We start from the raw sequence: 21800 nt of genomic DNA, 5'->3' as shown, positions 1-21800 counted from the left end.
GTCCAGGGCGACGACCCGGGTCTCCCCCTCCCCGTAGACCTTGTTCAGGCCGGTGGCGCGGGCGGCCGCCAGGCCGGTACGGACGGCGGTTGCGGTCGACGTGGTCACGGGGGTGCTCCTCGGGGGTTCGCGGATTCGTACCTCCATGCTCCGCGACGTGATCATGGTTCGGCGTCGACCCCTCGAACGGTTGGCCCGACCACCGCTGGGCGTACGGGCGGTGCCGGACCCTCCTCCTGGGGTATGACGGGAACCCTGAGGACGGTGCGGTGGCCGGAATCACCGTGCTTCGTGGCCGAATCTCGAACTATTCGTCAGATGGCAAGGAAACATGACAACTTCCCGGGCTGGGAACATGCGAAAGGGTGAGCCGGGCGACTAGTCTCAGGGGTGGTTCGCAGGACGCCCGGATGGTGGAACGCAGACACGGGCAGCTTAAAACTGCTTGGCCGCGAGGCCGTGCCGGTTCGAGTCCGGCTCCGGGCACCGCAACGACCCGCGGGGGCGCCTCCGGCGTCCCCGCCGGGAGTCGTTCACCGGATCCTCCTCGCGGCGTATCCCGGAATTTTTGCCAAGCCATTACCCTGGTACCTGGGCGGTGCAGTGCCGCCACGGAGGGAATGTGCACATGAGAAGCAGCAACCCGGTCTTCTCGCGGGAGGGTTCTTTCACCCGCGAGCCCGGTTACGCGGGGTTCGGTGGCACCGCGCAGGCCGGGGGCCAGCACGGCAACCCGTACGCGGGCACGCCCTACGCCCAGCCGCAGGGGCAGGGCCCGCTGACGGACGAGCAGCTCTACCAGATGTACAACGGGCCGTCGGCCGGCCCGGCGGCCACCGGGCGGATGACGCTCGACGACGTGGTCGCCCGCACGGCGATGACGCTGCTCACCCTGGTCGCCGCCGGTGCGGTGGCCTGGTTCACGCTGCCGTTCGAGAACTTCGGCTTCGCGATCGGCGCCAGCCTGGTGGCCATGGTCGTCGGCCTGGTGGTCTCGTTCAAGAACAGCGTCAGCCCGCCGCTGATCCTGACCTACGCGGCCCTCCAGGGCTTCGCCATGGGCGCCGTCTCGCACGCCTTCAACACCATGCTGAACGGCATCGTGATCCAGGCGGTGCTGGGCACGGCGGCGGTCTTCGCGGCGATGCTGTTCGCCTACAAGAGCGGCCGGATCCGGGTCACCGCGCGCTACCAGCGGATCGGCCTGGCGATCGCCCTGGGCTTCGTGCTGCTGATGCTGGTCAACGTCATCGCGATGGCCTTCGGCGCCGACATGGGCCTGCGCTCCGGCCCGCTGGGCATCGTGGTCGGCCTGATCGGCATCGGCCTGGGCGCCTTCTTCCTGTCGCTGGACTTCGCGTCGATCGAGGAGGCCATCGCCCAGGGCGCCCCGCAGCGCGAGTCCTGGCGGGCCGCCTTCGGGCTCACCCTGTCGCTGGTCTGGATCTACATGGAGATGCTGCGACTGATCGCGATCCTGCGCGGCGACGACTGACGCACCCCCGGTCCTCGCCACCCACTGCCGCCGGGCCCCGGAGCATTCTCTGCTCCGGGGCCCGGCGGCGTTCAGGCCTGTCTCCCGGGTTCCTGCCGGGTCCGCGACGCCGGGGCACGCACCTCGCCGCGTTGTCGTCAGTCGCCAATGCTCCGCAGTGGCTCCCTCCTCCGCCTTGCGATGCACGCACCCCAACGCCGCGACCTGATCCGACAAAACCCGGGAGACAGGCCTAGGCTCCTCCCCATGCATGACGTACAGCCCCTGGTCGTAGCCGTCGACGGACTGGCGGATCGTTTCCGCTCGCTGCCGCAGAGCAAGTTGCTGGGCGCCGTGCCCGGGCACGCCTCGCGGGCGGCGGCCGTGCTGGCGCTGGCCCGGCGGCTGGCCGCGCTGGCGCTGGCCGTGGAGGGCGGGCCGGAGCGGGAGTTCCCGGACGCCGGGGCCTTCGCGGCGGGGGACCAGCTGGCCGTCGCCGGGCACGACCTGGCGGCCGCGCTCGCGGCGCTGCCGGAGGGGGCCGTGGTGGCGCTGCCGGACGGGCCGGTGGCGGTGGACGAGCTGCTGGCCGGGGCGGTGGCCGCGGTGCGGGAGACGGCCTCGCTCTGCGGCTGAGCTGCCTGGCCCGCCAGGAGCCGGACACGCCGAAGGCCGCCCGGGTCGGTAACCCCGCGACCCGGGCGGCCTTCGGTCCTGCTGCGTGGCTGAGGTCCGGTCAGATGCTGGCGACCACCCGGTCGGCGAGCACGTAGACGGCCTCCTCGTCGGTGGAGAAGGTCAGCGAGTAGGAGCCGGAGAACCGCGAGCCGCCGAGCAGTCGGACGTGCTCACCGGCACGGACCGCGTCGATCAGCCGGTAGGCGGCCTCCCGGTCGCCCGGGGCCACGCACAGCGTGGTGCCGTCGGCGAAGGCGTACACGTCCAGGGTGCCGAGCGGGCCCGGGCGGACGTCGGTCAGGGCGACGGCCTCCTCGGCGAGGGCGGCGAGCCGGGTGTCGGTCCACTCCCGGGAGGGCGCCTGGCTCGGTACGAAGTCGGGGTGGGAGGGGTGGCGGCGCGGGTCGGGGGCGGCGACCGGGGCCTCCTCCACGAGCGGCTCGGCGTCCAGCAGCCCGGCCTCCAGGCCGGTGGCCAGCAGGTCGGCCTCGCGGCGGGCGCGGGCGTCCTTGGTGGGCTCGCCGGCCGGGTGGCCGGGGCGCAGCGGGGTGCCGCCCTCGGTGCCCGGCTCGGCCGGGCCGGTGCCGCCCTCGGTGATCAGGTCCTCCAGCGCGGAGCGCAGCGCCTCGCCGAACTCCGGGTCCATCGTCCCGGCGTTGTCGGCGGCGTCCTGCGGGCCGGTGGGGCGGGGGAAGAACAGCGGCCACTCGTCGGTGCCGGCCAGTGCCTCGGTGAAGGGCGCCCCGGCGAAGGGGGAGTCGAACAGCGGGGCGTCCTCGGCCGCGCGGGCCTCCTGCTCGGCCCAGAAGGCCCGGGCCTCGGTGATCTCCCGCTCGCGGTCGGCGGCCAGGGCCTCGGCGACGGCCCGGCGTATCGCGGCCTCGTCCACCGGTGCGGGCCCGGTCTGGGCCGCCGCCTGTGCGTCCAGCCGCCGGGAGATGCCCCGGAGGCGCAGCAGCACGGCGGTCGACACGGTGATCAGGATCAGCAGCAGGGTGGTGTAGACGACGCTCACGGAACGTACTCCTAGCGAGGAGCGGAACGGGGTTACGTGTCCACACTGCCCCATCCGGGGCTGTTACCGCAGTGGCGAATGTCTAATTAGTCCGGGACTTTCGCTCTTGTCCCCAAATTGTTAGGTAACACCGTTCTACGCAGTGGAGTTGATCCGCTCCGCAGTGTCGATCCCGGGACCGGAAACGACCGCGAAGAGGGCCGGATCGACCTCTCGGTGTGATCCGGCCCTCAATTACCCACGGTCACTCCAAACGGGTGGTCCAGACCCTTCGGAGCACGGGGGGAGCGTCAGCTGAGGCGCTCGATGACCATCGCCATGCCCTGGCCGCCGCCGACGCACATGGTCTCCAGACCGAACTGCTTGTCGTGCCACTGCAGGGAGTTGATCAGCGTGGTGGTGATCCGGGCGCCGGTCATGCCGAAGGGGTGGCCGACGGCGATGGCGCCGCCGTTGACGTTCAGCTTGTCCAGGTCGACGCCGAGGTCGCGGTAGGACGGGATGACCTGGGCCGCGAAGGCCTCGTTGATCTCGACCAGGTCGATGTCGTCGATGGTCAGGCCGGCCCGTCGGAGCGCCTGCTTGGAGGCCTCGACCGGGCCGTAGCCCATGATCTCGGGGGAGAGGGCGCTGACGCCGGTGGAGACCACCCGGGCGAGCGGGGTGATGCCGAGCTCGCGGGCCTTGGTGTCGGACATGATGACCAGCGCGGCCGCGCCGTCGTTCAGCGGGCAGCAATTGCCGGCGGTGACGGTGCCGTCGGGGCGGAAGACCGGCTTGAGGCCGGAGACGCCCTCCAGGGTGACTCCGGCGCGCGGGCCGTCGTCGGTGCTGACCACGGTGCCGTCCGGCAGGGTGACCGGGGTGATCTCGCGCTCCCAGAAGCCGGCCCTGATGGCGGCCTCGGCGAGGTTCTGCGAGCGGACGCCGAACTCGTCCTGGTCGGCGCGGGTGATGCCCTTGAGCGCGGCCAGGTTCTCCGCGGTCTGGCCCATCGCGATGTAGGCGTCCGGCACCAGGCCGTCCGCGCGCGGGTCGTGCCACTCGCCGCCGCCCTCCTCGGCGCGCTTCTTGGTGCGGGCCTGGGCGTCGTCGAAGAGCGGGTTCATGGTGCCCGGCATGCCGTCCGAGGTGCCGTTGACGCTGCGCGACACGGTCTCGACGCCGGCCGAGATGAAGACGTCGCCCTCGCCGGCCTTGATCGCGTGCAGTGCCATCCGCGTGGTCTGCAGGGAGGAGGAGCAGTAGCGGGTGATGGTGGCGCCGGGCAGGTAGTCCATGCCCATCTGCACGGCCACGATGCGGGCCAGGTTGTGGCCCTGCTCGCCGCCCGGGAGGCCGCAGCCGAGCATCAGGTCGTCGATCTCGCGCGGGTCGAGCTGCGGGACCTTGGCCAGGGCGGCCTGGATGACGTGGGCGGTCAGGTCGTCCGGGCGGACGTCCTTGAGGGAGCCCTTGAACGCCCGGCCGATCGGCGAACGGGTGGCGCTGACGATGACGGCTTCGGGCATTGCGGGCTCCTCGCTGGGTGACGGCGGACCTGGCGGTCCGGGAGGAAAGTTACCGCTTGGTAGCTCAGTCGTCACCGGCCCCGGCGTGTGAGCTGGCCGACGTGTTGCCGGGCACCGGGCCGGGCTCCGGGGCCGCGTCCGGGCCGACCCGCAGCCGGTGGCGCAGCAGGGCCCAGCGCCGGCCCGGGCCCCCCGGGTCCACGGCCGCGACCTCGGTGCCCGCCCGGTCGGCCGCGGCCGCGGCGGCCACCGCGACCGGCAGCACCGTCTCGCCCGGCAGTGCCGCCCCGCCGGGGCGGGCGGTGCTCGGGCGCTCCTCCTCCGGCCACAGGTCCAGCGCGGCGCAGACCGAGGGCAGCACGGCCATCGCGGCGGTGGCGTAGCCCTGGGCCGAGGGGTGGTAGCGGTCGGCGGCGAACATCTCCGGGCGGGCGGCGAACTCCGGGCCGAGCAGCGAGCCCAGCGAGACGGTGCGCCCGCCCGCCTCCACCACCGCGATGGTCTGCGCGGCGGCCAGCTGGCGGCTCAGCCGCCGGGCCACCCAGCGCAGCGGCGGGCGCACCGGCTTGATCGTCCCGAGGTCCGGGCAGGTGCCCACCACCACCTCGCAGCCGTTGGCGCGCAGCGCGGCGACGGCCTCGCCGAGCTGGCGGACGGCGAGCTGGGCCGGGCTGTGCCGGGTCACGTCGTTGGCCCCGACGATGATCACGGCGACGTCCGGGCGGTGCCGCAGGGCCCGTTCCAGCTGGCCGGAGAGGTCGGCCGAGCGGCCGCCGGAGCGGGCCACGTTGACCAGCCGCACCGGGCGCTCGGCGACCGAGGCCAGACCGGCGGCCAGCAGCGCGCCCGGGGTCTCCCGGCCGCGGGCCACGCCCAGGCCGGCGCCGGTGGAGTCGCCGAGGACGGCCAGCACGAGCGGCGGGCGCGGCGGCGCGGCGCCGTCGGCGAAGGCCTCGCCGTAGACGCCGTCGGCCTTGGGCGGGACGGTCTCCAGGACGCCGATGGCCTGGACGGCGAGTTTGCTCTCGGTCAGCAGCAGGCCCACCAGGCCCACGCCGAGCAGTCCGAGCCCGCCCCCGCCGTACGCCGCCGCGGTGGCGATCCGACGGGCCACCCGGGCCCGCGAGTCCTGTGCCCCTGGCATCCGGTGCCCCCTTCGCGTCCTCGTGCCGCCCCCTCCGGGGACACGGCCATGCCTGCACAGCGCTCTTACCCGCGCGGAGGGCGGGAGTACCGGGGGCGCGGTCGGGGGTGGGCCATTGGGGGAGCGCGGCGGCGGTGGGGGGAGTGCGGGAAGGGAGGGCTGGGGCACGTGGCACGCCCTAGGCTTTGCAGTACCGAATGCACTCGCATGCCCATAGACCGGGAGGACCCCCGTGCGGTACCACAACTCGATCATCGACCTGGTCGGCAACACGCCACTGGTCAAGCTGAACAAGGTCACCGAGGGCATCACCGCGACAGTGCTGGCCAAGGTCGAGTACTTCAACCCCGGTGGCTCGGTGAAGGACCGCATCGCGATGCGCATGATCGAGGCCGCCGAGGCCTCGGGCGCCCTCAAGCCGGGCGGCACGATCGTGGAGCCGACCTCCGGCAACACGGGCGTCGGCCTGGCGATCGTGGCCCAGCAGAAGGGCTACAAGTGCATCTTCGTCTGTCCGGACAAGGTGTCCACCGACAAGATCAACACCCTGCGCGCGTACGGCGCCGAGGTCGTGGTCTGCCCGACCGCCGTCGCCCCGGAGCACCCGGACTCCTACTACAACGTCTCCGACCGCCTGGTCCGCGAGACCCCGAACGCCTGGAAGCCGGACCAGTACTCCAACCCGGACAACCCGGCCTCGCACTACCACTCCACCGGCCCGGAGCTGTGGGAGCAGACCGAGGGGAAGATCACCCACTTCGTGGCGGGCGTCGGCACCGGCGGCACCATCTCCGGCACCGGCAACTACCTCAAGGAGGCGTCCGGCGGCAAGGTCAAGGTCGTCGGCGCGGACCCGGAGGGCTCGGTCTACTCGGGCGGCACCGGCCGTCCGTACCTGGTCGAGGGCGTCGGTGAGGACTTCTGGCCGACCGCCTACGACCGCGGCGTCGCGGACGAGATCGTCGCCGTCTCCGACAAGGACTCGTTCCAGATGACCCGCCGCCTCGCCAAGGAGGAGGGCCTGCTGGTCGGCGGCTCCTGCGGGATGGCCGTGGTGGCCGCGCTGGAGGTCGCCAAGAAGCTCGGGCCGGACGACGTCGTCGTGGTGCTGCTGCCGGACGGCGGCCGCGGCTACCTGTCGAAGATCTTCAACGACGACTGGATGGCCGACTACGGCTTCCTGCCCTCGGCCACCGACGAGGCCCACATCAGCGAGGTGCTGGTCCGCAAGGAGGGCATCGAGCAGGGCGGCGTCCCGCAGTTCGTCCACATGCACCCGAACGAGACGGTCGCCGAGGCGGTCCGGGTGCTGCGCGAGTACGGCGTCTCGCAGATGCCGGTGGTCTCCCCGGGCGCCGGGCACCCGGACATCATGGCCGGCGAGGTGATCGGCTCCGTGGTGGAGAAGCTGCTGCTGGAGGGCATCTTCGCCAAGGAGATCGAGCTGACCGACACGCTGGACAAGGTGATGTCCAAGCCGCTGCCGGTGGTCGGCTCGGGCGAGACCGTCACCAACCTGATGACCGTGCTGGAGAAGGCCGACGCGGCGGTCGTGCTGGTGGAGGGCAAGCCGCAGGGCATCGTCACCCGCCAGGACCTGCTGGGCTACCTGACCACCCGCGGCGCGCACTGACGACCGCTCACCCCGCCCCGCCCGCGGCCGGATCCGGAGGATTCGTCCACGCGCGAAGTGGTACACCGGCGTCACCTGCCCGCAGCACGTGGTTAACACGGCTCCGGCATCGTGGTGGTCAACGGCAAGACGCCGCGCGAGACGGCAGTGGTCCACCGGGAGCGGCTCCCCGGTGACCGCGGCCGGCTCCGGTCACGTCGGACGGTCCTGACCCGGCCGCCGTGTCCGCCCTCCCCGACCGTTGATTCGGAGGGAGGGGCCCCTCCGTGGGGGCGCCGTCGTCCCGACCCTGCCCGGCTCCGGCCGGTCGACAGGGTGCGGCGGCTCCCACGGGCGATCACCGCGCCGTCACGGCGCGGCTCCGCGGCTCCCGGGTGGGGGAGCCGGTCCGGAGCACGGCGGGGCCGGTCCTGTTCCGAGGGGCCGGCCCCTTCCGTGCACGCCGGGGGGCCCGTGGTCCCGTACGCTCGCTGGCATGACCAGCACTGAAACGACCGACGCCCCGCGCTACGTCAAGCTCAAGATCGAGCTCATCGCGGAGATCACCGACGAGGGCGCGCTCAAGGCCGCGGCCCTGCAGCAGGTCGCCGGGGACGAGTACCTCGACGACGAGGAGCGCGCCCAGTCCGTCGACGCCATCGAGGTGGACCCGTCGGGTTCGCTCGCCCACTTCATCGACCCGGTCGCGCTGCTCGGCGACGTCCCGGGCGTGGAGCTCGCCTCGGCGACCTGGGAGTCGGCGCAGACCGAGTTCGACCCCGAGAACGAGGAGTGGGACGAGTACTCCGTGGAGGAGTCCGCCGAGTAACGGCCGTTCGCGCCGTCACCACCCCTGAACACCCGGTCCGCCCCCGGCGGACCGGGTGTTTTGTCCATGCTCAGCGGGAAGTTGGGTCATCTCATACGATCGCTTACCCTTCGATGGTGGAACCGTGAGCGGCCGGATTGCGTTTCTGTATCCGTAATTGCCCGGGATGATCAGCAGGGAGACGCGACGTGACGGCACGGGACGGTCAGGGGCGGGTGGCCGGAGTCAACTGGAGCCGACGCGGAGTGCTCGCGGGCCTGATCGGCGCGCCGGTCCTGCTGCTCGCGGCCTGCAACGACAACAGCGGCGGCAGCGGCGGTGGTGGCAACGGCGGCTCCGGCAACGGCGGCGGCACCCCGGGTTCCGGCGGCGGCAGCAGCGCGCCGAAGACCTCGACGGCCGTGATCACCGTCACCCCCGCGGACGGCACCACCGGCGCGAGTTTCAGCGAGCCGGTCAAGGTCACCGTCGCGGGCGGCACCCTGACCAACGTCAAGGTCACCGACTCCACCGGCAAGGAGCTGGCCGGCCAGCTCTCCAGCGACAACACCAGCTGGACCTCGGCCGCGGCCCCGGCCAGCGGTACCAAGTACGCCGTGACCGCCAGCGGCGTCGACAAGGACAAGCTGGAGGCGGACGCCAACGCCAGCTTCACCACGGCGACCCCGGCCAACACCTTCGTCGGCTACTTCACCCCCGAGGACGGCTCGACGGTCGGCGTCGGCATGCCGGTCTCGATCAACTTCAGCAAGCCGATCACGGACAAGAAGGCCGTCCAGTCGGCGATCACCGTGATAGCGGAGCCGGGCGTCGAGATCGTCGGGCACTGGTTCTCCAGCACCCGCCTCGACTTCCGGCCGCAGGAGTACTGGGCCAAGGGCACCAAGGTCACCCTCAAGCTCCGGCTCAAGGACGTCGAGGGCGCGAAGGGCGTCTACGGCACCCAGTCCAAGGACGTCGCCTTCACCATCGGCCGGGCCCAGACCAGCGTCGCCGACCTCGCCACCAAGAAGCTCACCGTCACCACGGACGGCCAGGTCAGCGCCGTCTACAAGATCTCCGGCGGCTCCTCCGAGCACACCACCTGGGGCGGCAAGATGGTGATCTCCGAGCAGTTCACCCAGACCCGGATGAACTCGCAGACCGTCAACCTGGGCAGCGAGTACGACATCGCCGACGTGCCGCACGCCCAGCGCCTCACCACCTCGGGCACCTTCATCCACGGCAACTACTGGTCGCCGTCGTCGATCTTCGGCGGGCAGAACACCAGCCACGGCTGCGTCGGCCTCCAGGACGCCAAGGGCGCCCAGGACAGCAGCACGGACGGCTTCAAGTTCTACAAGTCCTCGATGGTCGGCGACGTCGTCGAGGTCCGGAACTCGGGGGACAAGACCGTCGCCCCGGACAACGGCCTGAACGGCTGGAACCTCGGCTGGGCCGACTGGAAGGCCGGCAGCGCGGTCTGACCCGCTCCCGCCCGGACGTTCCCGCCCGGACGTTCCAGCTCAGCACCGCTGCTTCCGCCCGCCCCTCGGCCCGCCCGAGGCGGCGGGCGGCCGCGTTCACCGCTTCGCGTAGTCCGCGAAGCCCTGCCAGTCCACGATCACGCACGGCTCGTCGCCCAGGATCCAGGCGTCGTGGCCGGGCGGGCAGATCATGAAGTCGCCCGGGCCGTAGTCGGCCTGCTCGCCGTCGTCCATGACGATCCGCATCCGGCCGGAGACCACGTACCCCAGGTGCGCCGCCCGGCAGCTGTCCGTCCCCGCGATCGGCTTCACGTGCTTGGACCACTGCCACCCCGGCTGGAACACGGCCCGGCCGACCGGGCCGCCGTCCAGGTTGACCAGCCGCAGCTCCCCCGAGCCGTCCTCGAACGGGCGGACCTCCTCGGGAGCCTCGAAACTCATGCGGACCAGACCGGACATGGCGCACTCCTCTCACGAGGAACGGCCCGGCCGCCAACAGGTGGCCGGGCCGCCCTTGCTGGCCCTTCCAGTCTGCGCCCGCCCCGGGGAACGGTCACCTCGGGTAGCGGGCGCCGGGCCGGGGTGGCGGGCGCCCGGACGGCCCGACGCCGGGCGGTCAGCCCTGGGTGCGGGCCACCCCGATCGGGCAGGAGGCGCCGGTGCCGCCGAGACCGCAGTAGCCGTTGGGGTTCTTGGCGTCCGACAGGTACTGCTGGTGGTACGGCTCGGCCGGGTAGAACGGGCCGGCCTCGGCGATCTCGGTGGTGATCGGGCCGTGACCGAGCGCGGTCAGGGCGGGCTGGAAGGCGTCCCGGGTGGCGGCCGCGGCGGCGGCCTGGGCGGGGGAGTGGGTGTACAGCGCGGAGCGGTACTGGGTGCCCACGTCGTTGCCCTGGCGGTTGCCCTGGGTCGGGTCGTGGGCCTCCCAGAAGGCCTTCAACAGCCGCTCGTAGGACACCACCGCGGGGTCGAACACCACCCGGACCGCCTCGGTGTGCCCGGTCAGCCCGCTGCACACCTCCTCGTACGTCGGGTTCGGCGTGTGGCCGCCCTGGTAGCCGACCAGCGTCGTCCAGACGCCGGGCAGCCGCCAGAACGTGCGCTCGGCGCCCCAGAAGCAGCCCAGCCCGAAGTCGGCCACCTCCAGCCCCTGCGGGTACGGGCCGGTCAGCGGGTGGCCGAGGACGGTGTGCGGCTCGGTCAGGGCGAAGGCCGGGGCCGGGCGGCCGGGCAGCGCCTGGTCGGCGGGGACGAGCGAGGTCTTGTGGCGGTCGAACAGCACGGCCTGCTCCATCGGGGTAGGGAGGGTTGCCCAGGATTCAACGCACCGGACGGCCCGCGGATTCCGGCTCGGGCGGCTCCCGGGATCCGGTCCGGCGGATTCCGGGGATCCGGCCCGGCGGACTCCGGGGGTCCGGTCCGGGAGGTCCGGGCATTCCGGCAGGCGCACGGCGGTACGGCCGTTAGGCTCGGAGCCATGACCGAGCACCAGCTTCCCCAGGGCTTCGAGACCCTCGCCATCCACGCGGGTCAGGAAGCAGACCCCCAGACCGGGGCCGTCGTCACGCCGATCTACCAGGTGTCCACCTACAAGCAGGACGGGGTGGGCGGCCTGCGGGGCGGCTACGAGTACAGCCGCAGCGCCAACCCCACCCGCACCGCGCTGGAGGAGTGCCTCGCGGCCCTCGAAGGCGGCGCCCGCGGCCTCGCCTTCGCCTCCGGCCTGGCGGCCGAGGACACCCTGCTGCGCACCGTCCTCAAGCCGGGCGACCACATCGTGATCCCCAACGACGCCTACGGCGGCACCTTCCGGCTGTTCGCCAAGGTGCTGACCCGCTGGGGCGTCGAGTTCTCCGTCGCCAACACCCAGAAGCTGGACGACGTCCGCGCCGCGCTGCGCCCCAACACCCGCGCGGTGTGGGTCGAGACCCCGTCCAACCCGCTGCTCGGCATCACCGACCTGGCCGGGCTGGCCGAGGTCGCGCACGGTGCCGGGGCGCTGCTGGTGGTCGACAACACCTTCGCCAGCCCGTACCTGCAGCAGCCGATCGCGCTCGGAGCGGACGCGGTCGTGCACTCCACCACCAAGTACATGGGCGGCCACTCGGACGTGGTCGGCGGTGCGCTGGTGCTCGCCGAGGCGGGCCTCGGCGAGGAGGTCGCGTACCACCAGAACGCGATGGGCGCCGTCTCCGGGCCGTTCGACGCCTGGCTGGTACTGCGCGGCATCAAGACCCTGGGCGTCCGGATGGACCGGCACAGCTCCAACGCGGAGAAGGTCGCCGAGCTGCTGGCGGGCCACCCCAAGGTCAGCCAGGTGCTCTACCCGGGCCTGCCCGAGCACCCCGGCCACGACATCGCCGCCAAGCAGATGAAGGCCTTCGGCGGCATGGTCTCGTTCCGGGTCGCCGGTGGCGAGGAGGCGGCCGTCGAGGTCTGCAACCGTGCGCGGCTGTTCACCCTGGGCGAGTCGCTGGGCGGCGTGGAGTCGCTGATCGAGCACCCGGGCCGGATGACCCACGCCTCGGCGGCCGGTTCGCCGCTGGAGGTGCCGGCCGACCTGGTGCGCGTCTCGGTCGGCATCGAGTCGATCGACGACCTGCTGGCCGACCTCACCCAGGCGCTGGGCTAAGGGGGTCAGTGGCCCTGCTGGTCCGCCGTGTACGACTCCATCGCGAGGTTGAAGCGGGCCAGCAGGGCGCAGAACGCCTGTTGCTCCTCGGGCGGCCAGTCGGCCGTCAGGCGGCGGGTCAACTCGGCCCGGCCGTCCCGGACTTCGGCGAGTCGGCCGGTGCCGCAGGCGGTCAGCGCGAGCCGTACCGCGCGGCGGTCGGCCGGGTCCTGCACCCGGCCGACCAGCCCGGCCGCGACCAGCGGGGCGACCTGGCGGGTCACCGTGGAGGAGTCCACGCCGAGCGCGTCGGCCAGCGCCTTGACGTTGGCCGGCCCGTGCCGCTCCAGGCGGTCGAGCAGCAGGTAGGCGGCCCGGTCCAGCACGGCCACGCCGCCGCCGGAGGTCCGGACCTGTTCCATCCGGCGGGCGAACACCGCCAGCTGGTACTGGAGTTGGGTGTGGACGGGCTCGGTTCGGTCGGTGGCCTGGGGCGAGGTCGTCGTCATCGCGGCTCACGATCGTCATGCGGTGAGAGAAGCTCAGAAGCAGCAGCGTACGCGGGCGGAGCGGGCCCGGGAACAGGCCCGACGTCCTGGGTTGGCCCCTAGGCTGGGATCATGCACAACTGGCCGATCACCCTCGACGACGTCCGCGGCGCCCAGAAGATGCTCGCCGGGGTCGCCCGGGTGACCCCGATGGAGGGCAGCCGCCACCTGTCCGGGCTGATCGGCGCGCCGGTCCACCTCAAGTGCGAGAACCTCCAGCGCACCGGCTCCTTCAAGCTGCGCGGGGCGTACGTGCGGATCGCGGGGCTCTCGCCGGTGCAGCGGGCCGGCGGGGTGGTCGCGGCGAGCGCCGGGAACCACGCCCAGGGGGTGGCCCTGGCGGCCTCGCTGCTGGGGGTGCGCTCGACCGTGTTCATGCCGGTCGCGGCGCCGCTGCCGAAGGTCGCCGCCACCCGCGAGTACGGCGCCGAGGTCCGGCTGCACGGCGCCACCGTCGACGAGGCGCTGCAGGCCGCGCAGCGGTACGCGGAGGCGACCGGCGCGGTGTTCATCCACCCCTTCGACCACTGGGACGTGGTCACCGGCCAGGCGACCGTCGGCCTGGAGATCCTGGAGCAGTGCCCCGAGGTGCGCACCATCCTGGTCGGGGTGGGCGGCGGCGGGCTGCTGGCCGGGATCGCGGCGGCGGTCAAGCCGCTGCGGCCGGACGTCCGGGTGGTCGGGGTGCAGGCGGCGGCCGCGGCCGCGTACCCGCCCTCGCTGGCGGCCGGGCGGCCGGTCTCGCTGGAGCAGTTCGCCACGATGGCCGACGGGATCATGGTCGGGCGCCCCGGGGACATCCCGTTCGAGGTGGTCAACACCTTGGCGGACGGGATCCGCACGGTCTCCGAGGACGCGCTGTCCCGGGCCCTGCTGCTCGGCCTGGAGCGGCTCAAGCTGGTGGTCGAACCGGCCGGGGCGGCCCCGATCGCGGCGCTGCTGGAGCAGCCGGACTCGTTCGAGGGCCCGGTGGTGGCGGTGCTCTCCGGCGGCAACATCGACCCGCAGCTGATGCAGCGGGTGCTGCGGCACGGGCTGGCGGCGGCCGGGCGCTACCTGTCGCTGCGGGTGCGGCTGGCGGACAAGCCGGGCTCGCTGGCGGACCTGCTGGGGGTGCTGACCAGGGTGGACGCCAATGTGCTGGACGTCGCGCACGTCCGGATCGACCCCCGGCTGGGGCTCACCGAGGTCGAGGTGGACCTGCACCTGGAGACCAAGGGGCCGGAGCACTGCGCGCTGGTGGTGGGGGAGCTGCGGGACGCGGGGTACGTGGTCTCCGGCTGAGCCCCCGCGGGCGGTTCCCCGAATTCGCTTGACGCGATGTATCGCGAGTTGCCAGGATCGCGATACATCGCGTTCTGTGTCGGTGGCCGAGAACCGAGTCGCCCACGCGCCCGAACGGGGGGCAAAGTGGGACAGATCGCTCCATTCGTCCGAGGAGATGAGGCAGGCCATGGCGCCAGCCATCCAAGCCGAGAACCTGGTGAAGACCTTCGGCGACGTACGAGCCCTGGACGGCGTCAGCCTCGACGTCCCCGAGGGCACGGTGCTCGGGCTGCTCGGCCCGAACGGCGCCGGGAAGACCACCACCGTGCGCGTCCTCACCACCCTGCTCCGTCCCGACTCCGGCCACGCGGTGGTCGCCGGGGTCGACGTCCTCAAGCACCCCAACAAGGTCCGCAGCCTGATCGGGCTGTCCGGCCAGTACGCGGCGGTCGACGAGTACCTGACCGGCTTCGAGAACCTCACCATGGTCGGCGAGCTGTACCAGATGAGCACCCGCAGCGCGAAGGCCCGCGCGCTGGAGCTGCTGGAGTGGTTCAACCTCACCGAGGCCAAGGACCGCACCGCCAAGACCTACTCCGGGGGCATGCGCCGCCGCCTCGACCTCGCCGCCGCGCTGGTCGTCCGGCCGCCGGTGATGTTCCTCGACGAGCCGACCACCGGGCTCGACCCGCGCAACCGGCTCGCGCTCTGGGAGGTCATCGAGACCCTGGTCGAGCAGGGCACCACGCTGCTGCTCACCACCCAGTACCTGGAGGAGGCCGACCGGCTCGCCCACGACATCGCGGTGGTCGACCACGGCCGGGTGATCGCCCGCGGCACCGCCGACCAGCTCAAGGCGCAGATCGGCGGCGAGCGGATCGAGGTCGTGGTGCACGACCCGGGTCTGGTCACGGACGCGGTCGCGGCCCTGTCCGGGTACGCGCTGGGCGAGCCCGCGGTGGAGAAGAACACCCGGCGGATCACCGTGCCGGTCAGCGGCGGTGCCCGGGTGCTCGCCGACGTGATCCGCGAACTGGACGGCCGGGGCATCGAGATCGACGACATCGGCCTGCGCCGCCCCACCCTGGACGACGTCTTCCTCACCCTCACCGGCCACATCGCCGAGTCGGCCGAGGAGGACGGCGGCGGTGCGAAGGGCCGCGGCCGGGGCGGTCGCGGCCGCGGCTCCTCGGGCGGCGGCGCGGGCGGCGCGGACGGTGCCGACGGCGGGGGCCAGGGGCCCGACGAGCAGCAGGCCGTCGCGGCCGGAACGGAGCGCTGAGATGAGCACCTCCACCGAGCACGCCATCGGCGCGGCCATGCCGACGCCCCGCCGGGGCCTGTCCGCGACCCTGCACGACTCCTGGGTGGTCGCCAAGCGCAACCTGCGCAGGATGTCCCGGATCCCCGAGATCGTGGTGTTCGGGCTCATGCAGCCGGTCATGTTCGTGCTGCTGTTCTCGTACGTCATGGGCGGGGCGATCAAGATCCCCGGGACGAACTCCAGCTCCCACACGTACATCCAGTTCCTGATGGCCGGCATCTTCGCCCAGACCGTCACCTTCGCCGTCGCCGGCGCCTCGGCCGGCATCGCGGAGGACATGACCAAGGGCCTGGTGGACCGCTTCCGTTCGCTGCCGATGGCCCGTTCCGCGGTGCTGGTCGGCCGCACCCTCGCGGACCTGTGCCAGACCGCCTTCACGCTCGTCGTGCTGGCGCTGGTCGCGCTGCTGGTCGGCTGGCGGATCCACGAGGGGGTGCTCAAGGCGCTCGGCGCCTTCGGGCTGCTGCTCCTGCTCGGCTACGCCTTCTCCTGGATCGGCGCGCTGATCGGCCTCTCGGTGCGCAGCCCCGAGGCGGCCACCTCGGCCGGGCTGATCTGGCTGTTCCCGCTGACCTTCATCTCCAACGCCTTCGTGCCGGTCAGCTCGATGCCGGGGTGGCTGCAGGGCGTCGCCTACTGGAACCCGTTCAGCGCGACCGTGCAGGCCTGCCGGGACCTCTTCGGCAACCAGGTCGGCCCGGTGGACAGCGCCTGGCCGATGCAGCACGCGGCGCTGGTGTCGGTGCTGTGGTCGGTGGTGATCACGGCGGTGTTCTCGTGGCTGTCGGTGCGCAAGTACCGCTCGGCGGCGGGCTGAGCGGCGCGGCCGCGGCCGCGCTTTCGGCCTACGGTCCGGCTCTGACGTCTTCTGCTTCCGTCGGCCGGAGATGCGTGAGGGCGGTTGCGGAGTCCCCTACGGACTCCGCAGCCGCCCTCCGGCGGTGCTGCTCGGGGCCGGGTCAGCCGGCGTGCGGCACGACCTTGACGATCTTCACCATGGCGGGCTTGCCGTTCGGCAGCTCGTAGGTGGCCTCGTCACCGATCTTCTTGCCGTCGATCGCGCGGCCGAGCGGCGACTGCGGCGAGTAGACGTCGACGGCGTCGGCGCCCGCGACCTCGCGCGAGGCGAGCAGGAACTCCATCAGGTCGTCCTCGTCACCGTCGAACGCGACCGTGACGACCATGCCCGGGGCCACCACGCCGGAGTCGGCCGGGGCCTCGCCGACCTTGGCGCGCTCCAGCAGCTGGGTCAGCTGGCGGATGCGCAGCTCCTGCTTGCCCTGCTCCTCCTTCGCCGCGTGGTAGCCGGCGTTCTCCTTGAGGTCGCCCTCCTCGCGCGCCGCCTCGATCTTCTGGGCGATCTCGATGCGCCAGGGCCCGGTCAGGTGATCCAGCTCGGCCTTGAGCTGGTCGTAGCCGGCCTGAGTGAGCCAGGTCACGTTCTCGCTGGTCTGGGTCACGGGTGCTCCTCGTAGGTGCTGGGGCTGAGCTGAGGGTGTGAGTCGTCAGCAGGGTCGACGATGATATTGGTCGTAACTACAAAGCAACGCCCGCTCCCGTACCATCCGGTGCGGAAGGGGCGAAACCACGAGCCTAACAAGTCCTGCGGACAAGCGGGAGAGGCGTTGGCGCGGCATTGACGGTGGCGTTGCGCCACGGTGTACGGCAACCGGCTGCGGGACTTCCTACGGATGCCCGTTCCGGCGGGTGAGTATGCGTACCCGCTGCGTTCCGGCCGCTTTCCCGCCACGGCCCCGCCACGGCCCCGCTTCGTCCCCGCTGCTCCGCCGGGTGGACTCCGCGTGCCGCGCCGTTACTTCGCCGGGGTGCAGCCGAGCAGCTCGGCGGTGGTGCCGCGGGCGGTGGTGCGCAGGGTGACGGTGGCCTCGTAGCTGGACCCGGCCGCGGGGACCGGGAAGTCGGCCACCCCGACCACCCCGTGGTCGTCGCCCTGCGAACGGACCGTGCAGGTGCCGGCCGTCCCGTCGCTCTTGCGCACGCTGAGGTGCAGCTGCACCTCGGAGTCGGAGAGCACCTGGAAGGTCGGCACCGAGCCGTTGATCTTCGACTCGCGCAGCAGGTAGGAGCCGCCCAGCCAGGCGATCAGCCCCAGGCCGAGCACGCCGCAGACCGCGCCGACCACCTTGAGCCGACGGTCCGACTCGCCGTCGCCCCTCCGGCCGTAGCGCCCCTCGGGCAGCTGCGTCGCGGTGCTCTGTGCAGTCATCGGACTCCGTCCTCTCCTCGGGAGGAGCCGCGCGGGTGGTGCGGGGGAATGCGACGGACCTCCATTCCGTCACTATAGGAGGGGCACGCCCGCGGCCGGTCCGGCGGGGGCGGGGCCCGGCCGTGCCGGAGACCTGCCGCAGGCCGGCCCCGCGGCGACGTGGTCCCGAAGTGAGCGGTTCGTACGGTGGGCAGACCGGACTTCGCGGAACGCCCGACGATGTGGAAGGAACGCAAGGCGTTGACTGAGCAGTTGCGACTGATGGCGGTGCACGCCCACCCGGACGACGAGTCCAGCAAGGGCGCGGCCACCATGGCCATGTACGTCGAGCACGGTGTGGACGTGCTCGTGGCCACCTGCACGGGGGGCGAGCGCGGGTCGGTCCTCAACCCCAAGCTGCAGGGGGACCCGTACGTCGAGGAGAACATCCACGAGGTGCGCCGCAAGGAGATGGACGAGGCGCGGGCGATCCTCGGCGTCAAGCAGGCCTGGCTGGGCTTCGTGGACTCCGGCCTGCCGGAGGGCGACCCGCTGCCCCCGCTGCCCGAGGGCTGCTTCGCCCTGGAGGACGTCAAGGAGGCGGCCGAGCCGCTGGTCCGGCTGATCCGTGAGTTCAAGCCGCAGGTCATCACGACCTACGACGAGAACGGCGGCTACCCGCACCCGGACCACATCATGACCCACAAGATCACCATGCTGGCCTTCGACGCCGCCGGCGACCCGGACGCCTACCCCGAGGCCGGCGAGCCCTGGCAGCCGCTCAAGCTCTACTACAACCACGGCTTCCCGATGGGCCGCATCCGCGCCCTGCACCAGTACCTCACCGAGCACGGGCACGACTCCCCGTACGGCGAGTGGATCGCGGGCTGGGAGAAGAGCGGCCGCCAGGAGCGCGAGATCACCACCCGGGTGCGCTGCGACGACTGGTTCGAGACCCGCGACCGCGCGCTGATCGCCCACGCCACCCAGATCGACCCGGACGGCCCGTGGTTCCGCGTCCCGCTCGACGTCCAGCGCGAGGTCTGGCCCACCGAGGACTACGAGCTCGCCCGTACCCTGATCGACGTGGACCTCCCGGAGGACGACCTGTTCGCCGGACTGCGCACCCCCACCCTGGCGGCCGAGGCCGCCGACGCGCGCGACTGACCCACCCCCGACGGCCCGGCTCGGCGTGAGCCGGGCCACCATAGAGATATGAGCGCCCCCGTGAACCTCGTCCACCTCGCCGCTGACCTCGCCGTCGACGACGCCAAGGTCACCCCCGGTCTCCTCGGCTTCGTCGTCTTCGCCGCCCTCGGCGTGGCGACGTGGTTCCTGGCCAAGTCGATGAACCGCCAGTTCAAGAAGGTCAACTTCACGGAGGAGCCGGAAGCCCCCAAGGAGTAGCCCCTCCCGCCCGGGGCCCCACGGCCCCGGGCGAGGGCGCGACGCCCGCCGGCCCGGCCCCGGGGGAAGCCGGCCCGGCGGGGCGGCCTGACGCCTACGGGGCCCGTCGTGCGGGAGGATGGGGGCCATGCCGAACCGTCTCGCGGACGCGACCTCGCCGTACCTGCTGCAGCACGCCGACAATCCGGTCGACTGGGGGCCGGAGGCCTTCGCGGAGGCCGAGCGGCGGGGGGGGGCCGGTGCTGCTCAGCGTCGGCTACGCGGCCTGTCACTGGTGGCAGTGACTGGCACCTTAAGCATGAGTCCGCGGACATCTCCAATTGATGGCCGATTGATGGAAGTTACTTCCAGGAATTCGGCCGTAGCGCCTCCGGCTGCCTTCCGTCGGGTGTGTGAGCCGGGGTAGTGTCCCTGCGGCCAGCCGACCGGCGCCCTTGCCGGATGCCTCGCTTGCCTTTCTTCTGGACCTCCTCCAGTCTCTGAATCCGCCGGAGACCGAGTCCGCAGCGAGCATCTGGGAAGCCGCGTACTGGTCGGCAATCCGGGCGGTCGCTGACGATCCCCGGCCCGTGTTCGGGGGGCGAGTCGCCGACGTCAGAGGTGCCGTCCGGTGTCGGTTCGGTTTCCTCGGCCGTGCGGCTGTCCGGGTACGGCAATCGAGAGGTGCATCCCCGAGGGCTGTCGTCGGACCAGGCTACGGACGGTGATGACGTCCGTGCCTCAGGTAGAGGACCGCATCGCCGCCGCTCGGCGGGGGCCGTGCCGCTCCGCCTCAACGCGAACATGAGCCTGAGGAACTGCACAGGAAGCGGGACCCGGTCAGAGTCGTCGGATGGCGCGCGGAGGCGGCCCTGGCGGCCTTGCGACGCATCGTTCAGTGGCCCATGGCGGAGTACAGCCGGCTACCGGTCTTCGGGTCTCAGGTCCGGATGGCAAGGGCGAGGACGGTGTCGAGCGCAACTTCCAAGGGTCGCGTGCTCCGTTGTACCTGGGCGAGTAGCAGTCCGCCTTGCAGGGTGGCGAGCATGGTGGTGGCGAGGTCGTCCGGGTCGATGCCGGGTGCGAGCTTCCCGTCGGCGTGAAGCGACCGGAGTCCTTCGCTGATGGCAGCTGACCATCGCTCGAATCCGGCGGAGATGAGGGCTCGGGCCTCGGGATCGCTCTCGGCGAGTTGACCGCCGAGCGAACCGAGTGGGCAGCCGCCCTTTGCCTGGCTGTGCTTCACGCCGGCGATCAGCATGTCCCGCCAGGCTGCGACTCCGTCTTCACCGCTGAGCGCCTGCCGATTGTGGTGGACGAGGGTGTCGGCCTGGTGGTCGATGACCGCCTGGAGGAGCTCGTTCTTGTCGGGGAAGTAGTGGTAGAGCTGCGAGCCGCTGACCTCCGCTGCCCCCTTGACGTCTTCCAGGGTGGTACCCGCGACCCCGCGCTCGTGGATCAAGGCCGCAGCCCCCTCCACGATTCGGCCCCGGACGCGCTCGCCCTTCGCGGTGAGCCGCGGCCGGTCGTTCGTCTTGTTCGCCATGGACCCATGGTAGCGATTCTGAGTTTGACAGCCCAGTCTGGCCGGGATCAGACTGAGTTGCGCAACTCACTTTGCGGGCCGCGTGACTCGCCACCGCAGCACCGGCCCCGCGAAGCAGCATGAGCCGTCCCACCTGAACAGCCCCACAGAAGACGAGAGGTAATCCCGATGAGCACACTCCCGGGAAAGACCGTGATGATCACGGGCGCCAACGTCGGGATCGGCAAGGACGTGGCCCGGCAACTGGCCCTGCGACCGGAGACGGCCCGCATCTACCTGGCATGCCGCAACCGAGACCGGGCGACAACGGCAAAGGCCGACCTCGAAGCCGCTACCGGCCGGCGCATCTTCGACATCGTCGTCATGGATGTCGCCGATCTGGGCTCGGTCCGAGCCGGCCTTGCGGCCATCGACGGAACCGTCGACGCATTGGTCATGAACGCCGGCGTCATCGGCCCGCGGTCGATGGAGTTGACCGCCGACGGGGTCACCAAGGTCTTCGCGACGAACGTTCTGGGCCACGTCGCGCTCCTCGAAGGACTCCTGGCCGAGGGGCGGCTCGGCGAGGTCGCGGTCCTCGCCGGAAGCGAAGCAGCCAGGGGACTGCCGATGCTGCGGATGAAGCGGCCGTCCTTCGCCTCGACCTCTGCCGACGAACTCGCCACCGTCATCGACGGCAGCTACTTCGCCGACGGAAAGACCGACTTCAACCTCGCCTTCGGGCAGGCCAAGTACATCGGGGCCCTCTGGATGGCCTACCTGGCCCGCCAGCACCCCGACCGCCGCTTCATCACCGTGAGCCCCGGCGCCACCACCGGCACCCAAGCCTCCAACGACATCGCCCTACCGCTGCGCATGGCGTCCAAGTACGTCCTGCCCGCCCTGGGGATCTCCCACAAGCTTGAGGTCGGCGCGAAGCGACTGGTCGACGGTGTCACCGACCCGACCCTGTCCAGCGGCGTGTTCTACGCCAGCGCGGCCAACAAGCTGAAGGGCCCCCTGGTCGACCAGGCGGACATCTTCCCCGACTTGGCCAACCCGTCGTTCCAGGACCACGCCAACGACGCCATCCACCGCTTCATCGTGTAGAGCGTCGGCCGGTACGCCAAAACGGAGAGGGTGGCACGACGGAGGCAGGTTTGATGATCATGGAGTTGCCTACGCTATGTGATCATCTGGGGGGT

21 protein-coding genes, 1 tRNA gene and 1 pseudogene are annotated in these 21800 nt (G+C 71.8%); 14 read left to right on the top strand and 9 right to left on the bottom strand.

What is annotated here, in order from left to right:
• Positions 1-404 precede the first annotated feature (404 nt).
• The 3 genes from ACFXOZ_RS12410 (at position 405) to ACFXOZ_RS12400 (ending at position 2110) form a co-directional block, all read left to right on the top strand.
• Positions 405-486 (top strand) — tRNA-Leu (locus ACFXOZ_RS12410).
• Positions 487-628: 142 nt separating this feature from the next.
• The gene (locus tag ACFXOZ_RS12405) at positions 629-1495 is read left to right on the top strand and encodes a Bax inhibitor-1/YccA family protein (RefSeq protein WP_375884525.1); all 867 of its coding nucleotides are present in this window, start codon (positions 629-631) and stop codon (positions 1493-1495) included.
• A 246-nt stretch (positions 1496-1741) separates the two neighbouring features.
• Positions 1742-2110, top strand: a complete 369-nt coding sequence (locus ACFXOZ_RS12400) for a hypothetical protein (RefSeq protein WP_380528092.1) — start codon at positions 1742-1744, stop codon at positions 2108-2110.
• 100 nt (positions 2111-2210) lie between these two features.
• Here ACFXOZ_RS12400 and ACFXOZ_RS12395 read toward each other — a convergent pair whose 3' ends face one another.
• From ACFXOZ_RS12395 to ACFXOZ_RS12385, 3 genes are all read right to left on the bottom strand, one after another.
• The gene (locus tag ACFXOZ_RS12395; protein WP_375884529.1) at positions 2211-3167 is read right to left on the bottom strand and encodes a hypothetical protein; all 957 of its coding nucleotides are present in this window, start codon (positions 3165-3167) and stop codon (positions 2211-2213) included.
• 290 nt (positions 3168-3457) lie between these two features.
• Entirely contained in the window at positions 3458-4678 is a 1221-nt protein-coding gene (locus ACFXOZ_RS12390; protein ID WP_380528095.1) for an acetyl-CoA C-acetyltransferase, read from the bottom strand.
• 64 nt (positions 4679-4742) lie between these two features.
• Positions 4743-5822, bottom strand: a complete 1080-nt coding sequence (locus ACFXOZ_RS12385; protein WP_380589740.1) for an SGNH/GDSL hydrolase family protein — start codon at positions 5820-5822, stop codon at positions 4743-4745.
• A gap of 232 nt (positions 5823-6054) precedes the next feature.
• On the opposite strand from ACFXOZ_RS12385, the gene ACFXOZ_RS12380 reads away from it, so the two are divergent.
• The 3 genes from ACFXOZ_RS12380 to ACFXOZ_RS12370 all read left to right on the top strand — a co-directional run bounded on the left by ACFXOZ_RS12380 (position 6055) and on the right by ACFXOZ_RS12370 (position 9729).
• On the top strand, positions 6055-7455 hold the full coding sequence (locus tag ACFXOZ_RS12380; RefSeq protein ID WP_375884535.1) for a cystathionine beta-synthase: 1401 nt from the start codon (positions 6055-6057) through the stop codon (positions 7453-7455).
• A gap of 475 nt (positions 7456-7930) precedes the next feature.
• The gene (locus tag ACFXOZ_RS12375) at positions 7931-8263 is read left to right on the top strand and encodes a hypothetical protein (RefSeq protein WP_375884538.1); all 333 of its coding nucleotides are present in this window, start codon (positions 7931-7933) and stop codon (positions 8261-8263) included.
• Between the two features lie 188 nt (positions 8264-8451).
• Entirely contained in the window at positions 8452-9729 is a 1278-nt protein-coding gene (locus tag ACFXOZ_RS12370; protein WP_380589737.1) for an Ig-like domain-containing protein, read from the top strand.
• Between the two features lie 96 nt (positions 9730-9825).
• On the opposite strand, the gene ACFXOZ_RS12365 is transcribed toward ACFXOZ_RS12370, so the two are convergent.
• On the bottom strand, positions 9826-10188 hold the full coding sequence (locus ACFXOZ_RS12365) for a cupin domain-containing protein (RefSeq protein WP_375884543.1): 363 nt from the start codon (positions 10186-10188) through the stop codon (positions 9826-9828).
• Positions 10189-10345: 157 nt separating this feature from the next.
• On the bottom strand, positions 10346-11023 hold the full coding sequence (gene msrA / locus ACFXOZ_RS12360) for a peptide-methionine (S)-S-oxide reductase MsrA (RefSeq protein WP_375884546.1): 678 nt from the start codon (positions 11021-11023) through the stop codon (positions 10346-10348).
• 183 nt (positions 11024-11206) lie between these two features.
• Between msrA and ACFXOZ_RS12355 the strand changes: the two genes are divergently transcribed.
• Positions 11207-12361 (top strand): cystathionine gamma-synthase, encoded by a 1155-nt coding sequence (locus tag ACFXOZ_RS12355; RefSeq protein ID WP_380589734.1) that lies wholly within the window; start codon positions 11207-11209, stop codon positions 12359-12361.
• 5 nt (positions 12362-12366) lie between these two features.
• Here the strand turns inward: ACFXOZ_RS12355 and ACFXOZ_RS12350 are convergent, their stop codons facing one another.
• Positions 12367-12849, bottom strand: a complete 483-nt coding sequence (locus ACFXOZ_RS12350) for a MarR family winged helix-turn-helix transcriptional regulator (RefSeq protein WP_380407231.1) — start codon at positions 12847-12849, stop codon at positions 12367-12369.
• Positions 12850-12960: 111 nt separating this feature from the next.
• On the opposite strand from ACFXOZ_RS12350, the gene ilvA reads away from it, so the two are divergent.
• The 3 genes from ilvA (at position 12961) to ACFXOZ_RS12335 (ending at position 16295) form a co-directional block, all read left to right on the top strand.
• On the top strand, positions 12961-14172 hold the full coding sequence (gene ilvA / locus ACFXOZ_RS12345) for a threonine ammonia-lyase (protein ID WP_380589732.1): 1212 nt from the start codon (positions 12961-12963) through the stop codon (positions 14170-14172).
• Positions 14173-14341: 169 nt separating this feature from the next.
• Positions 14342-15436: an ATP-binding cassette domain-containing protein gene (locus ACFXOZ_RS12340; RefSeq protein WP_380528112.1), complete on the top strand. Its 1095-nt coding sequence runs from the start codon at positions 14342-14344 to the stop codon at positions 15434-15436.
• A gap of 1 nt (position 15437) precedes the next feature.
• Entirely contained in the window at positions 15438-16295 is an 858-nt protein-coding gene (locus tag ACFXOZ_RS12335) for an ABC transporter permease (RefSeq protein ID WP_375884559.1), read from the top strand.
• Between the two features lie 142 nt (positions 16296-16437).
• Here the strand turns inward: ACFXOZ_RS12335 and greA are convergent, their stop codons facing one another.
• Complete coding sequence (greA, locus tag ACFXOZ_RS12330; protein ID WP_375884562.1) at positions 16438-16938, bottom strand: transcription elongation factor GreA; 501 nt, start codon at positions 16936-16938, stop codon at positions 16438-16440.
• Positions 16939-17291: 353 nt separating this feature from the next.
• The gene (locus ACFXOZ_RS12325) at positions 17292-17705 is read right to left on the bottom strand and encodes a DUF4307 domain-containing protein (RefSeq protein ID WP_375884564.1); all 414 of its coding nucleotides are present in this window, start codon (positions 17703-17705) and stop codon (positions 17292-17294) included.
• Between the two features lie 240 nt (positions 17706-17945).
• Between ACFXOZ_RS12325 and mca the strand changes: the two genes are divergently transcribed.
• The 3 genes and pseudogenes from mca to ACFXOZ_RS12310 all read left to right on the top strand — a co-directional run.
• Positions 17946-18851, top strand: a complete 906-nt coding sequence (gene mca / locus ACFXOZ_RS12320) for a mycothiol conjugate amidase Mca (RefSeq protein WP_375884567.1) — start codon at positions 17946-17948, stop codon at positions 18849-18851.
• Positions 18852-18899: 48 nt separating this feature from the next.
• Positions 18900-19091, top strand: a complete 192-nt coding sequence (locus tag ACFXOZ_RS12315) for a hypothetical protein (RefSeq protein ID WP_375884569.1) — start codon at positions 18900-18902, stop codon at positions 19089-19091.
• 127 nt (positions 19092-19218) lie between these two features.
• Positions 19219-19366, top strand: a pseudogene (locus tag ACFXOZ_RS12310) (DUF255 domain-containing protein); the annotation flags it as partial.
• A 644-nt stretch (positions 19367-20010) separates the two neighbouring features.
• On the opposite strand, the gene ACFXOZ_RS12305 reads toward ACFXOZ_RS12310, so the two are convergent.
• Positions 20011-20616 carry a TetR/AcrR family transcriptional regulator gene (locus ACFXOZ_RS12305; RefSeq protein ID WP_380589729.1) on the bottom strand — a complete coding sequence of 202 codons (606 nt, stop codon included), beginning with the start codon at positions 20614-20616 and terminating at the stop codon, positions 20011-20013.
• 168 nt (positions 20617-20784) lie between these two features.
• On the opposite strand from ACFXOZ_RS12305, the gene ACFXOZ_RS12300 reads away from it, so the two are divergent.
• Positions 20785-21705, top strand: coding sequence for an SDR family NAD(P)-dependent oxidoreductase (locus tag ACFXOZ_RS12300; RefSeq protein WP_380528122.1), 921 nt, complete (start codon positions 20785-20787; stop codon positions 21703-21705).
• Positions 21706-21800: the final 95 nt, after the last annotated feature.

It is taken from the genome of Kitasatospora sp. NPDC059160, from assembly GCF_042755465.1.
Classification (GTDB): Bacteria; Actinomycetota; Actinomycetes; order Streptomycetales; family Streptomycetaceae; genus Kitasatospora.
The sequence above is the reverse complement of the archived record's forward strand: the minus strand, read 5'-3'. Positions and strand labels throughout refer to the sequence as shown.